This is a genomic window from Rhodococcus sp. ABRD24, from assembly GCF_004328705.1.
Lineage (GTDB): Bacteria > Actinomycetota > Actinomycetes > Mycobacteriales > Mycobacteriaceae > Prescottella.
This window is the reverse complement of record NZ_CP035319.1, coordinates 1,168,995-1,182,803: the sequence shown is the minus strand read 5'-3', so window position 1 is coordinate 1,182,803 and position 13,809 is coordinate 1,168,995. Positions and strand designations below refer to the sequence as shown.

Genomic DNA, 13,809 nt, shown 5'->3' with positions numbered 1-13,809 from the left:
GCTGCAGTGGGATGGGATGGGGTAACGGCCCGCCTACGTGGGCGGAAATGGAACGGGTGTTGTCCGGGCGGCCGCGTCACGAGTCGCGGTTCCCGGGCGACGGCAGCGACAGCCCGGCGTGGTCCCGTAGGCGTGGAGAGTATCGAGGTGGAACGTCCCGGCCCGTCGGCGCCACAGTTCCCTATGCGGAACTACACACGCACTCTGCTTTCAGCTTCCTCGACGGCGCGAGCCCGCCCGAAGAGCTGGTGGAGGAGGCGGTGCGGCTCGGTCTCGACGCCGTCGCGCTCACCGACCATGACGGGCTGTACGGGGTGGTCCGGTTCGCCGAGGCCGCGAAGGAGCTGAACATGCGGACGGTGTTCGGTGCCGAGTTGTCCTTGGACGCGGCGCCGCGCACCGGTACTCCCGACCCCGACGGCACCCATCTGCTGGTGCTCGCCCGCGGGCAGGAGGGTTACCGGCGGCTGTCCCGGCAGATCGCGGCCGCGCATCTCGCGGGTGGAGAAAAGGGCAAGCCGCGCTACGACTACGACGCACTCGCCGAGGCTGCGGGCGGGCACTGGCAGATCCTCACCGGTTGCCGCAAGGGGCACGTGCGGAGTGCCCTCGCGGCCGGTGGGCCTGACGCTGCCGGCGCCGCGCTGCGCGATCTCGTCGACCGCTTCGGAGCGGATAGGGTGACGGTTGAACTCACTCATCGCGGCCTGCCCGAGGATGTCGAGGTCAATTCGAACCTCGCTGAACTTGCTCGTGCGCAAGGACTTTCCGTGATCGCCTCCACTGCGGCGCACTTCGGGGACCCGTCCCGGAGACGGCTCGCGATGGCGATGGCTGCGGTGCGGGCGCGGCAGAGCCTCGACGATGCCGCGGGCTGGCTCGCGCCCACCGGTGGCGCACACCTGCGGTCCGGTGCCGAGATGGCTCGGCTGTTCGCGTGGTACCCGGAGGCAGTGGCGGGGGCGGCCGAACTCGGACTCGAGTGCGCGTTCGACCTTCGGCTGATCGCGCCGCAGCTGCCGCCGTTCGACGTCCCTGCCGGGCACACCGAGGCAAGCTGGCTGAGGGAAATCACAATGGCCGGGGCGCGTCGACGGTACGGTCCGCCCTCCGGGAACCCGGCTGCCTACGCACAGATCGAACACGAACTCGGGATCATCGAGCGACTGACCTTCCCTGGCTACTTCCTTGTAGTCCACGACATCGTCTCGTTCTGCAAGAACAATGACATTCTCTGCCAGGGAAGGGGATCGGCGGCCAACTCGGCGGTCTGCTACGCGATCGGGATCACCAACGTCGACCCGGTGCGCAACCAGTTGCTGTTCGAGCGGTTCCTCTCGCCGGAGCGGGACGGCCCACCCGACATCGATGTCGACATCGAATCCGACCGCCGCGAGGAGGCGATCCAGCACGTCTACGCCAAGTACGGCCGCGAGTACGCCGCGCAGGTCGCCAACGTCATCACCTACCGAGGCAAGTCCTCGGTGCGGGACATGGCCCGGGCGCTCGGTTTCTCGCAGGGACAGCAGGACGCGTGGAGCAAACAGGTCAGCCGCTGGAGCGGCGTCGGCAGGGAGACGGGTACGGACATCCCGCCCGCCGTGCTGGAGTTGGCGGCCCAGATCGAGGGGTTCCCGCGACACCTCGGCATCCACTCCGGCGGCATGGTGATCTGCGACCGTCCCATCGCCGACGTGTGTCCGGTGGAGTGGGCGCGTATGGAGAACCGCAGCGTGCTGCAGTGGGACAAGGACGACTGTGCCGCAGTGGGATTGGTGAAGTTCGATCTACTGGGTCTCGGCATGCTCTCCGCGCTGCACTACATGATCGATCTGGTGGCCGAACACAAGGGAATCGAGGTGGATCTGGCGCAGCTGGATCTCTCGGAGGATGCGGTCTACGAGATGCTCCAGCGGGCCGACTCGGTGGGCGTGTTCCAGGTGGAGTCGCGCGCCCAGATGGCGACCCTGCCGCGGCTCAAGCCGCGCAACTTCTACGACCTGGTGGTGGAGGTCGCGCTGATCCGGCCCGGGCCGATCCAGGGCGGTTCGGTGCATCCGTACATCCGGCGGCGCAACGGCCGCGAACCCGTCACCTACGATCACCCATGTCTGGAGAAGGCGCTGAAACGGACTCTGGGGGTGCCGCTGTTCCAGGAGCAGCTCATGCAGATGGCGGTCGATGTCGCCGGATTCAGTGCCGCAGAGGCGGACCAGCTGCGCCGGGCGATGGGCTCCAAACGTTCACCGGAGAAGATGGAGCGGCTGCGTGGACGGTTGTACCAAGGGATGCAGGAGCTGCACGGCATCACCGATGCGGTGGCCGACCGGATCTACGAGAAGCTGTACGCTTTCGCGAACTTCGGTTTCCCCGAAAGTCATTCGCAGAGTTTCGCGTCGCTGGTGTTCTATTCGTCGTGGTTCAAGTTGCATCATCCGGCGGCATTCTGTGCCGGGCTGCTGCGGGCGCAGCCGATGGGGTTCTACTCGCCGCAGTCCCTGGTGGCCGATGCCCGACGGCACGGGGTGCGAGTGCACGGTGCGGATGTCAATGCGAGCCTCGCGCATGCGACGCTCGAGGCCGCGGGCGCCGAGGTGCGTCTGGGTCTGGGAGGGGTCCGCAACATCGGGACGGCGCTGGCCGAGCGGATCGTCGCGGCCCGCGAGGAGTGCGGGCCGTTCACCTCGTTCCTGGATCTGACCGGGCGGGTAGAGCTGAGCACGGCGCAGGCAGAGTCGCTGGCCACAGCCGGTGCTCTCGGGTGTTTCGGGATCTCGCGGCGGGAAGCGCTGTGGGCGGCAGGTGCCGCGGCGGGCGAGCGTCCAGACCGGCTGCCGGGGATGGGTGCGTCCACGCGTGCCCCGACACTGCCCGGCATGAGCGATGTGGAACTCGCCGCCGCCGATGTGTGGGCCACTGGTGTCTCGCCGGATACCTACCCCACCGAGTTCCTGCGCCCGCAACTCGACGCGCTCGGGGTGGTCCCGGCATCGCAATTGCTCGACGTCCCGGACGGGGACCGGGTGCTGGTCGGGGGAGCGGTGACACACCGGCAGCGTCCCGCGACGGCTGCCGGGGTGACCTTTGTCAACCTCGAGGACGAGACCGGAATGGTCAATGTCGTGTGCTCGGTTGGACTGTGGGCGAAGTACCGCAAGTTGGCGAACAGCGCTCCAGCCCTGCTGGTGCGCGGGCGGGTGCAGAACGCGGAAGGCGCGGTGACGATCGTCGCGGACCATCTCCAACTGATGGATCTGCGGATGTCGACCACATCGCGGGACTTCCGCTGAGAGCGGATTCACACGCGGGTTATATACCCCCTGGGGTATACTCGACTTCAACATCGAGGAGGTAGATCGTGAAGGTTGTCATCGTCGGAGGTGTCGCCGGCGGCATGTCCGCGGCCACCCGCATGCGTCGTCTGGACGAATCGGCGGAGATCGTCGTGTTCGAACGGGGCGCGCACGTGTCGTTCGCGAACTGCGGTCTGCCGTACTACGCGGGCGGCATCATCGAGGACCGTGACGAGCTGCTACTGCAGACGCCGGAGAGTCTCGGCGCGCGCTTCCGGCTGGACGTTCGAGTGCGAAGCGAGGTCGTTGCGATCGAGCCCGACGCCCGCACCGTCACCGTCCACAACCTCGACTCGGGCGACACCTACGTCGAGAGCTACGACGAGCTGGTCCTGAGCACCGGCGCGAGCCCAATCGTGCCGCCACTGCCGGGCGTCGAGCGTGCCCTGATCCTGCGTGATGTCGAGGATGTCGACCGTCTGGTCGGTCAGATGGCGTCGGCGCGCAGTGCGGTCATCGTCGGTGCCGGGTTCATCGGCGTCGAATTGGCCGAGAATCTGCGTCACCGCGACCTGGACGTCACCGTCGTCGAGCTCGCCGATCAGGTGCTCGCTCCGCTCGATCCCGAGATGGCCGCACCGGTGGCCGACCGGATGCGCGAGAACGGGGTGCGCCTCGAACTCGGCACCCAGCTGACCGCCATCGGCGCAAACACTGTCGACTTGGCGGACGGGCGCACCGTCCCGGCAGATGTCGTCGTCATGGCGATCGGAGTCCGGCCCGAGACGGCCCTCGCGAAGATGGCCGGCCTGACGCTGGGCGAGCGCGGCGGGATCGCAGTCGACGACCAGATGCGCACGTCGGCGCCACACATCTTCGCTGTCGGCGACACCGTCGAGAAGCACGACGCGATCGGCGACACCGCCGCCCTGATTCCGCTGGCGAACCCGGCGAACCGGCAGGGCCGACTGGTGGCCGACGTCATCGCGGGCCGGCCCGTGCATGCGCGAGCGTCATCGGGTACCGCGGTCGTGGGGGTCTTCGGATTGATCGTTACCGCGACCGGCTGGAACGAGAAGCGGCTGCGGGCATCCGGTCGCGCCTACAACGCGATCCACACGCATCCGCAGTCGCACGCCGGGTACTACCCGGGCGCTCAGCAGATGTCGATCAAGCTGCTGGTCGATCCGGAAACTGATGCGATCCTCGGTGCTCAGGCCGTGGGCGGCGAGGGCGTCGACAAGCGCATCGACATCATCGCCACCGCAATGACCGGTGGGCTGACGGCGTCCGATCTGGCCGACCTGGAGCTCGCATACGCGCCGCAGTTCGGTTCGGCAAAGGACCCGGTGAACATGCTCGGCTACATCGCCGACAACATGCGCACCGGCTCCACCCGTACCGTCCAGTGGCACGAACTCGATGGTCTGTTGGCTGGCGGCGCGTCGCTGGTCGACGTCCGTACCGCTGACGAGTTCGCGGCCGGCGCCATCCCCGGCGCTGTGAACGTGCCGCTCGACGAGCTCAGGGAACGGGTCGGTGAACTTCCGGCCGGCGACTTGATCGTGCACTGCCAGGTGGGCCAGCGTGGACACACCGCGGTGCGGCTGCTCGGACAGCTGGGGCGGCCCGCGGCTAACCTCGACGGCGGCTACATCACGTGGGACGCGGGGCGACGTGTGCACACGCCGGTCGGCGTCTCCTGAACCACAGAACCTTCGGAAAGGGCCCCATGCGCGAAATTGACGTGACCGAACTCGAATCGGTGCTGGCCACGGGCGCCCCGCTCGTCGATGTCCGGGAGACGGACGAGTTCGTCGAGGTGCGCGTCCCCGGCTCGGTCTCGATCCCGTTGAGCGAGTTCGTCGCGCGCGTCGACGAGGTTCCGGCCGATGACACGGTGTATGTCATCTGTGCTGTGGGCGGGCGCAGTGCGCAAGCCGCGCAGTACCTCGAGGCTCGCGGGATCGATGCCGTGAACGTCGCGGGCGGCACCATGGCGTGGCTGCAGTCCGGCCGCGCCGTCGAGTCCGGCAGCTAGTTCCCCGAAGTCCGGTCGAGGTCTCGAGTGCTCGACCGGACCTTCGTGGACCACCAGACAGCGGCGAACGAAGCCGCCGCGAATTCTCACCCGGATGACGGTGGTCACACCGCCATGGAGCAGATACCCCTGTGGGTAATCTGGGACAAGGAAACGAGGAGGTCCCAATGACCGGAGACGACGAGAGCATCGCGTTGGTGCTCAACCGGCTGCGCCGAGCGCAGGGCCAGCTGGCGGGCGTGATCTCGATGATCGAGAACGGCCGTGACTGTAAGGACGTGGTGACCCAGCTGGCCGCGGTGTCGCGGGCCCTGGACCGGGCCGGGTTCAAGATCGTCGCGACCGGGCTGCGTGAATGCCTTGCCGGCGACGGCACGGCGTCCGAGCCGTTGACCGAGGCCGAGCTGGAGAAGTTGTTCCTCGCCCTCGCGTAGCCGGGCGCTCGTGTAACTGGGCGCTCGTGTAACTGGGAAGTGCCAACCGAAGGAGCGAACGATGGATCTGGGAATTACCACCCGGCTGAACACCGGGTTCGACGATGCGATTGCCAAGACGCGGGCTGCGTTGCAGGAGCAGGGTTTCGGTGTGCTCACCGAGATCGACATGCAGGCGACGCTGAAGGCGAAGATCGGCGCAGAGATGGAACCGTACGTCATCCTCGGCGCGTGCAATCCGCAGCTCGCGCACCGCGCCGTCGGCGTCGATCGTCAGATCGGTCTGCTGCTGCCGTGCAACGTTCTGGTCCGTGCAGATGGTGACGAGGTGGTGGTCGAGGCGATGAATCCCCGGCTCATGGTCGAGGTGACCAACGAGCCGGGGCTCGAGTCGGTCGCCGCCGAAGCCACCACCCGGCTCCAGGCCGCGATCGACGCACTGGCCTGACCGCCCCGTCCCGGCCGATCAGGCCGGGACGGTGGGCAGTGCCTTGGTCCGAACCCCGTGTGCGGTGTGCACTGCGACCACGCACCAGGCGATGAGCAGGGCACCCAGTAGGGCTGCCGACAGCACGCGTGCGACCGCGAAGTCGCCAGCTACGCCGAACGCACCCATCCCGACAGCGCACGCGCCCACGGGGAAGGTGAAGCTCCACCAGCTCATGGTGAACTTCAGGCCCTGTCGGAAGGCCCGCACGGTCACGACGCTGACCGCGGTAAGGGCGAAGACCATCACGCTGCACATCAGCAGGCCGTACGCGAGCCCGAAGATATGCAGGGCATCGGCGAAACCGTGGTCGATGGTGCTCGCTGCCGCTGTGCCGAGCAGGTTCGCCGCCGCCACCGACTGTCCGACGATGCCGAGCGGGATCCACACGGTCGGCAGCATCTGGACTGGGGGAAGTCCCCGCTCGTTGATCTCGAATCCCACCATCACGATGATTCCGAGTGCGGCCACCAGGGCCAGGGTGAACAGGGCGTAGCAGCCGGCGAGCATCGCCACACGAGCCGCACCCTCGGGTAGGTGGTAGACCAGGGCCGCGCCGGTCGCGGCCGACACCATGGGGGGCACGACGGGCATCAGCCATGCGGGGGTGGGGTTGCCGCGGTCGGCGACGGCACGCAGACGCATCCCCATCACCGAACAGGTCACCAGCCCGCCGAGGGTGCCGATGCCCCACAGGGTGCCCGCGATCCCGTATGCGATCCCGCTGCCGATCAGCTGAGGCCCCACCGCTGCAGTGCCGGCGCCCACGGTGAGCACGGCCATCGGCAACGCGCCGTAGAAGGGGAACATTGCGGCGCTGCGGGCGTAGGTGCGGGCGTGCTCGGTGTAGCGCATCCAGTGGACTGCGAAAGCAGCGACGAGCACGGTCAACAGCGCCACTGCCAGCAGCCAGAAGGTGAGGGCGATTCCGCGTCGGCCCGGCAGGCTCACCGGGAGTGAAGTCGTAGCAACGGCGATGATGCCGGTTCCCATCACCATGGCGAACCAGTTGGGGGTCAGGTGGGCCAGACGCGGACGTGTGATCATGAAACTGAGTCTGCGGCATTCGGGGTTGTCCCCGGTAGAAGCCTCGGGGTAGATGGGGTACAAACACCGTTTGTGGGTCTAGCCTTAGTGGTATGCCGCTTTCGCACCATGTCCCCGAGCTCGCTGCGCTGGATGTGCTGGTCGCGGTCGGCAGGCTCGGCAGTATGGGTGCGGCCGGCCGTGAACACGGCCTCAGTCAGCAGGCGGTGAGTGCGCGGGTACGTTCCGCCGAACGTCAACTGGGCATCCGAGTGTTCGACCGCGGCGCCGGCGGCGTCCAGCCCACTGCCGAGGGCGCACTGATCCTGGAATGGGCGTCCGCGATCCTCGCCTCGGCCGAGGAACTCGCGTCGGGCGTCGCAGCGTTGCGCGGCGAACGGGAGGCCAACCTCACGGTCGCGGCGAGCATGACCATCGCCGAATACCTCGTTCCGGGCTGGACGGTGACGATGCGCCGCAAGCATCCCGGTGTCGTCACCTCGGTCCGGCTGCTCAACTCCACCGATGTCGCCGCGCAGGTGCGTGCGGGGGAAGCCGACCTCGGCTTCGTCGAGGGCCCGGTCGTCCCGAACGGGCTGCGCTCGGTCGAGGTGGCCCGGGACGAGCTGGTGGTGATCGTCCCGCCCGGGCACAAGTGGATCCGGCGCGCGCCGATCGCGGCCGCCGAACTGGCCGAGACCGCGTTGATCCAGCGGGAACCCGGCTCCGGCACCCGCACGACGCTCGAGCACGCCGTGCCCGGATGCGTCGCACCGCTGCTCGAGCTCACGTCGTGCACGGCCGTCAAGGCAGCCGTGGTGGCGGGCAACGCACCCGCCGTCGTGTCATCGCTCGCGGTCGAGGCCGACCTCACCGACGGCCGACTCGTCTCGGTGGACGTGGCGGGGCTGCGGATGCCGCGGCGGCTGCAGGCGGTATGGGACGAGTCCCGCGGGCTGCGCGGCGCCGCCCGGGACTTCCTGGACATCGCGATGGCCCGCGACGGCATGGGGCTCGCCAGGAGCTAGCGGGCGCTGGGGCTGTTCATTCGCCTCCGGCGCTGCGTTGTTCATTCGCCTCCGGCGAAGCCGTGCTGGCGCCACGCCTCGTACGTGACTACGGCGGCCGCGTTCGACAGGTTCAGCGACCGGCGGCCCGGCACCATCGGGATCCGCACGTGAGAGGTCACGTGTGGATCGGCCAGCACCTCGCTCGAGAGACCGGTCGGTTCCGGCCCGAACAGCAGCACGTCGCCCTCCCGATACGAGATGTCGGCATACGACGTCGTCGCGTGTGCGGTGAACGCGAACACCCGCTCCGGCGCCAGCGCCGTCCACGCCGCATCGAGATTCTCATGCACGGTGACCGAGGCCAGATCGTGGTAGTCCAGACCTGCGCGGCGCAGCTTCGGCTCGGACAGGTCGAACCCCAGCGGGCCGACGAGATGCAGCTCGCACCCGGTTCCGGCGACCATGCGGATCGCGTTGCCGGTGTTGGGCGGGATCCGCGGCTCGTGGAACATCACTCGAAACACGCGTTCAGCTTGCCAGCCGCGAGCTTGGCGGGTTGTACGTGGCCGGGCGGAAGCCTCCGACGAGGTCTCGAATACGATCGCCCGAATGGACCAGACCCTGCCGCCCTGTCCCCATTGTTCGTGCGAATACACCTACGAGATGGGGTCGCTGCTGGTGTGCCCGGAGTGCGCGCACGAGTGGGCGCCGACGTCCGAAGAAGCGGCGTCCGGGGAGTCTGGAGTGATCCGAGATGCCGTTGGCAACGTCCTCGCCGACGGCGACACGGTCACGGTCGTCAAGGGACTCAAGGTCAAGGGCAGCCCCAGCGGCATCAAGGCCGGAACGAAGGTTCGCAACATCCGCCTCGTCGACGGGGTGGACGGGCACGACATCGACTGCAAGGTCGACGGCTTCGGGCCCATGCAGCTCAAGTCCAGCGTGGTCAAGAAGGTCTGATCGGCTGGGCTGTCCACACATTGTCAGTGGATGGGAGCACCATGGATCTCATGACCGTGGATGTCGAGCAGATCGTCGGCGAGGACTTTTCGAACGCGTGCATCGCGCAGCAGTCGTGGAGCCGCCGACACTACACCGTGTGCAGCTTTCGCGATGCGGATCTCAGCGAACTCCGGACCGAGTTCGTGGTGTTCACCGAGTGCGACTTCACGGGCGCCGATCTCACCGATTCACATCACTTCGGGTCCGCATTCCGATCCTGTACGTTTGCGAGGACGACGCTGTGGCACAGCAGTTTCCGGTCTTCCAGCCTGCTCGGATCGACGTTCTCGGACTGTCGGTTGCGGCCCCTGGTGGTCGACGAGGTGGACTTCACGCTGGTATCGCTCGGCGGGGCCGACCTGCGGGGGCTGGATTTCACGGACTGCCGATTCCGGGAGGCCAACCTTGTCGAAACTGACATGCGGAAGGCGATCCTGCGGTCGGTCGACCTGACCGGCGCGAGGGTCGGGGGTCTGCGCCTCGAGGGTGCCGATCTGCGCGGCGCACATGTCGATCCCGGCCTCTGGACCAGCGCCAAGCTGGACAAGACACAGGTGGAGCTCACGCAGGCGGTGGCGTACGCGAACGCGACCGGGTTGGTAGTCGAGCCCTACTGATCCTGGAGCCCCTACTGATCCTGGAGCCCTGCTGATCCTGGAGCACGGTCAGGTCCCACCAACCGCCGAACTTGCCATCACCCGGAGTCGGAGCAACTGCACTGGTCGAGGGTGTCGGCGCCGTGGTGCCACCGCTGAGGTAGGCCGGGAGAACTCGTGGACCAGGAAGATCTGGAGCCGGTGACAACTAGCCAAGCTAGCCTGGAACAATGGTCGCCGTGACTGCAACGATCCTGGATGGCAAAGCAACCCGCGACGAGATTTTCGTCGACCTCGAGGCCAGGGTGGCAGCCCTGAAGGAGAAGGGCATCACGCCCGGACTTGGTACGGTGCTGGTCGGCGACGATCCGGGATCGGCTGCCTACGTGCGCGGTAAGCACAACGACTGCGCCAAGGTCGGCATCACCTCGATCCGCCGCGACCTGCCGGCCGACATCACGCAGGCCGATCTCGAAGCCACCATCGATGAACTCAATGCCAACCCCGAGTGCACCGGCTACATCGTGCAGCTGCCGCTGCCCAAGCACCTCGACGAGAACGCCGCGCTCGAGCGCATCGATCCCGAGAAGGATGCCGACGGCCTGCACCCGGTGAACCTGGGCCGCCTGGTCCTCGGCAAAGAGGCCCCGCTGCCGTGTACCCCGCGCGGCATCGTCCACCTGCTGCGCCGCTACGAGGTCCCGATCGCCGGTGCGCACGTCGTGGTCGTAGGCCGTGGTGTCACGGTTGGCCGGCCCATCGGCCTGCTACTCACCCGCCGGTCGGAGAACGCGACGGTTACGTTGTGCCACACCGGAACCCGTGATCTCGCTGCGCAGGTGCGCCAGGCCGACATCGTGATCGCGGCCGCCGGCGTGCCGGGCCTGATCACGGCCGACATGGTGAAGCCGGGCGCCGCAGTCCTCGACGTCGGCGTCAGCCGGACCGCCGACGGACTACGAGGGGACGTCGCCGACGACGTCCGCGAGGTCGCCGGATTCATCTCGCCGAACCCGGGTGGAGTGGGGCCGCTGACGCGCGCCTTCTTGCTCAGCAATGTCGTGGAGCGGGCCGAACAACTCGCTGGTGTGCGTGCCTAGGCTCACGCAGTGACGCGGTTCGCGCGCCGGAACCTGCCGATGCTGGCCGTCCTCCTCGTGGTGGCGGCCGCATTTGTGCTGGTCATCGCCGACCGTTGGCGGCGAGGCGCTTTCGTCCTCGGCGGCGCCATGCTGCTGGCTGCGGTGCTGCGTGCGATCCTCGCGCCCGAACGCGTCGGATTACTCGAGGTGCGCGGCAAGTGGTTCGACGTGGGCGCGATGACCCTGGTGGGCGTCGCGATCATCGGGCTCGCGGTCTCGATCGATCCACTCGGCACCGACTGACGCGTTGCGGACCTAGCGGGCCGCGCGCGCCAGTTCGATCGTCTCGGTCAGTAGCTTGGCTACGGCGGCGGCTTCGGTGAGGAAACCGTCGTGCCCATCCTTGGACTCGAGCACGCGTAACCCGGCGCAGCCGGGCAGCCCGTCTGCGAGTTCCTGCTGCAGTCGCAACGGGTACAGCCGATCCGAGTCCACTCCGCCGACGATCACCGGAACGTCGGTGGACGCCAGCGCGGCCTCGACGCCGCCGCGGCCGCGTCCCACGTCGTGGCGGTTCATCGCCTCGGTGAGCAGCACGTAGGTGCTGGGGTCGAACCGCGCAACCAGCTTGTCGGCCTGATGCTCGAGATAGCTCTGCACTGCGTAGCGTCCGCCGTCCCAAGGGTTTTCGTCACCCTGGTTGTGGTTGGCGAACCGCGAGTCCAGCTCGTTCTCGGCGCGGTAGGTCAAGTGTGCGATCCGGCGGGCCAGGCCCAGTCCGGTGCGCGGAATGCGACCGGTGCCGTGGTAATCGCCGCCCTGCCAGTCCGGATCGTTGGTGATGATCTCGATCTGAGTGGTCTGCGTGCCGATCTGGTCTGCCGTCGCGCGCGCACCCACCGCGAGGATCAGTGCCGCGGCGACCCGGTCGGGATGACCGACGATCCACTCGAGCGCGCGCATGCCGCCCATCGAGCCGCCGACGACGGCCGCGAAACGTTCGATACCGAGCAGGTCGGCCAGCGCGACCTCGGCGGTCACCTGATCGCGGATGGAGATCTCCGGGAACCGGGAACCCCACACCGAGCCGTCGGCGGCGAGTGACCCTGGGCCGGTCGTGCCGCGGCAGCCGCCGAGCACGTTGGTCGCGAGCACGCACCACTCGTCGGTGTCGATCGGAGCGCCTGGGCCGATCATCCCGTTCCACCAGCCGGGCGAGGGATGCTCGTCGTTCGCGGGACCGGTGACGTGCGAGTCACCGGTCAACGCGTGCTCGACGAGGATCACGTTGTCCCGGTTGGGGGAGAGCTCGCCCCACCGTTGGATCGCGAGAGTCACATCGGGCAGCACTACACCGTTCTCGAGCTCGAGTGAGCCGATCTGGATGCTGCTCAACTGCCCGTCCGGCGGAGGAAATCCGGCCGGACGGGCGTTGCGCACAGAGCTGACTGTCAAGATGCTGCCGCCGCGAACCCGGCATCGAGATCGGCGAGGATGTCGTCGATGCCCTCGATACCGACCGCGAGCCGGACCAGCCCCGGTGTCACACCCGAAGCCAGCTGTTCTGCCGGAGTCAGCTGCGAGTGGGTGGTCGATGCCGGGTGGATGACCAGCGAGCGGACGTCACCGATGTTGGCGACGTGGCTGTGCAGGCTCAGAGCGTTGACGAACTTCTTGCCCGCGTCGACGCCACCGGCCAGCTCGAACGCAACGATCGCGCCGGTGCCGCGGGGGGCGATCGTCTTGGAACGCTCGTGCCACGGCGACGACGGCAGACCGGCGTAGGACACCGAAGTGACCTCCGGCCGGGCCTCGAGGTACTCGGCAACGGCCTTCGCATTTGCGACGTGGCGCTCCATCCGCAGGCTCAGCGTCTCGATGCCCTGCGCGATGAGGAATGCGTTGAACGGCGAGATGGCCGCACCCAGGTCGCGCAGCAGCGTCACGCGCGCCTTGAGGGCGAAGGCCGGTGCGCCCAGGTCTGCGTACACCACGCCGTGGTAGCTGGGGTCGGCCGTGGTGAAGTTGGTGTGCCGGCCCTGTGTCCAGTCGAACTTGCCGCTGTCGACGATCACGCCGGCGACCGCGGTGCCGTGGCCGCCGAGGTACTTGGTGGCCGAGTGGACGACGATGTCTGCGCCGTGCTCGAACGGACGGATCAGGTACGGGCTCGCGACCGTGTTGTCGACGATCAGCGGCAGGCCGTTCTCGTGTGCGACCTTCGAGATCCCGGGGATGTCCAGGATGTCGTTGCGCGGGTTGGAGATCGACTCGCCGTAGAACGCCTTGGTGTTCGGGCGGATGGCGGCACGCCACTGCTCGATATCGTCGGGATCCTCGACGAACGAGACCTCGATGCCGAGCTTGCGCAGCGAGTAGTGGAACAGGTTGTACGTCCCGCCGTACAGGCGCGGGCTCGACACGATGTGGTCGCCGGCCTCGGCGAGGTTGAGAATCGCGAACGTCTCGGCCGCCTGGCCGGAGGCCAGCAGCAGTGCCGCGACGCCACCTTCGAGGGCGGCGATCCGCTGCTCGACCGCGTCCTGCGTCGGATTCATGATGCGGGTGTAGATGTTGCCCGGCTCGGCCAGCCCGAACAGCGCCGCCGCGTGGTCGGTGTTGTTGAACGTGTACGAGGTGGTCTGGTAGATCGGCAACGCGCGGGCGTTGGTGGCGCCGTCGGGCAACTGACCCGAGTGGATCTGCTTGGTCTCGAAGCTCCAGTTGGCCGTCGGATCGATCGTGGCATCCGTGATTTCGGTCATGAGTGCTCTAACTCCAGGTTCTGAAAGTGGTGTCGGCGCAGCGCCGCGCGCGCGCCCGGGAATCTGGGCTATC

Annotated in this window: 14 protein-coding genes; 10 read left to right on the top strand and 4 right to left on the bottom strand. The window is 67.7% G+C overall.

The annotated features are described in order from the left end of the window. The first annotated feature begins 11 nt into the window (after window positions 1-11). From ERC79_RS05295 to ERC79_RS05275, 5 genes are all read left to right on the top strand, one after another. Window positions 12-3,290, top strand: coding sequence for an error-prone DNA polymerase (locus tag ERC79_RS05295; protein WP_131576369.1), 3,279 nt, complete (start codon window positions 12-14; stop codon window positions 3,288-3,290). 65 nt (window positions 3,291-3,355) lie between these two features. Continuing rightward, complete coding sequence (locus ERC79_RS05290; RefSeq protein WP_207390487.1) at window positions 3,356-4,999, top strand: FAD-dependent oxidoreductase; 1,644 nt, start codon at window positions 3,356-3,358, stop codon at window positions 4,997-4,999. A gap of 26 nt (window positions 5,000-5,025) precedes the next feature. Further along, window positions 5,026-5,334, top strand: coding sequence for a rhodanese-like domain-containing protein (locus ERC79_RS05285; RefSeq protein ID WP_131576365.1), 309 nt, complete (start codon window positions 5,026-5,028; stop codon window positions 5,332-5,334). Window positions 5,335-5,501: 167 nt separating this feature from the next. Next, complete coding sequence (locus ERC79_RS05280) at window positions 5,502-5,768, top strand: metal-sensitive transcriptional regulator (protein WP_131576363.1); 267 nt, start codon at window positions 5,502-5,504, stop codon at window positions 5,766-5,768. A gap of 61 nt (window positions 5,769-5,829) precedes the next feature. Continuing rightward, window positions 5,830-6,216, top strand: a complete 387-nt coding sequence (locus tag ERC79_RS05275) for a DUF302 domain-containing protein (RefSeq protein WP_131576362.1) — start codon at window positions 5,830-5,832, stop codon at window positions 6,214-6,216. Between the two features lie 18 nt (window positions 6,217-6,234). Here the strand turns inward: ERC79_RS05275 and ERC79_RS05270 are convergent, their stop codons facing one another. Next, complete coding sequence (locus ERC79_RS05270; RefSeq protein WP_131576359.1) at window positions 6,235-7,302, bottom strand: TDT family transporter; 1,068 nt, start codon at window positions 7,300-7,302, stop codon at window positions 6,235-6,237. Between the two features lie 92 nt (window positions 7,303-7,394). Between ERC79_RS05270 and ERC79_RS05265 the strand changes: the two genes are divergently transcribed. Beyond that, the gene (locus tag ERC79_RS05265; RefSeq protein ID WP_131576357.1) at window positions 7,395-8,309 is read left to right on the top strand and encodes a LysR family transcriptional regulator; all 915 of its coding nucleotides are present in this window, start codon (window positions 7,395-7,397) and stop codon (window positions 8,307-8,309) included. A gap of 41 nt (window positions 8,310-8,350) precedes the next feature. Here the strand turns inward: ERC79_RS05265 and ERC79_RS05260 are convergent, their stop codons facing one another. Further along, on the bottom strand, window positions 8,351-8,815 hold the full coding sequence (locus ERC79_RS05260) for a tRNA (cytidine(34)-2'-O)-methyltransferase (RefSeq protein WP_131576355.1): 465 nt from the start codon (window positions 8,813-8,815) through the stop codon (window positions 8,351-8,353). 85 nt (window positions 8,816-8,900) lie between these two features. Here ERC79_RS05260 and ERC79_RS05255 point away from each other — a divergent pair, with 85 nt between their 5' ends. The 4 genes from ERC79_RS05255 to ERC79_RS05240 all read left to right on the top strand — a co-directional run bounded on the left by ERC79_RS05255 (window position 8,901) and on the right by ERC79_RS05240 (window position 11,274). After that, a complete protein-coding gene (locus tag ERC79_RS05255) occupies window positions 8,901-9,251 on the top strand; it encodes a zinc ribbon domain-containing protein YjdM (RefSeq protein ID WP_131576353.1) in 351 nt (116 codons plus the stop codon). 41 nt (window positions 9,252-9,292) lie between these two features. Beyond that, window positions 9,293-9,910, top strand: a complete 618-nt coding sequence (locus tag ERC79_RS05250) for a pentapeptide repeat-containing protein (RefSeq protein WP_131576351.1) — start codon at window positions 9,293-9,295, stop codon at window positions 9,908-9,910. Window positions 9,911-10,128: 218 nt separating this feature from the next. After that, complete coding sequence (locus tag ERC79_RS05245; protein ID WP_207390486.1) at window positions 10,129-10,989, top strand: bifunctional methylenetetrahydrofolate dehydrogenase/methenyltetrahydrofolate cyclohydrolase; 861 nt, start codon at window positions 10,129-10,131, stop codon at window positions 10,987-10,989. Between the two features lie 39 nt (window positions 10,990-11,028). Further along, window positions 11,029-11,274: a DUF3017 domain-containing protein gene (locus ERC79_RS05240; RefSeq protein WP_131580766.1), complete on the top strand. Its 246-nt coding sequence runs from the start codon at window positions 11,029-11,031 to the stop codon at window positions 11,272-11,274. A 12-nt stretch (window positions 11,275-11,286) separates the two neighbouring features. On the opposite strand, the gene ERC79_RS05235 is transcribed toward ERC79_RS05240, so the two are convergent. Beyond that, the gene (locus ERC79_RS05235) at window positions 11,287-12,426 is read right to left on the bottom strand and encodes a homoserine O-acetyltransferase (protein WP_131576347.1); all 1,140 of its coding nucleotides are present in this window, start codon (window positions 12,424-12,426) and stop codon (window positions 11,287-11,289) included. Further along, a complete protein-coding gene (locus ERC79_RS05230) occupies window positions 12,423-13,736 on the bottom strand; it encodes a bifunctional o-acetylhomoserine/o-acetylserine sulfhydrylase (protein ID WP_131576345.1) in 1,314 nt (437 codons plus the stop codon). The genes ERC79_RS05235 and ERC79_RS05230 overlap by 4 nt, the downstream gene beginning before the upstream one ends. Window positions 13,737-13,809 lie beyond the last annotated feature (73 nt).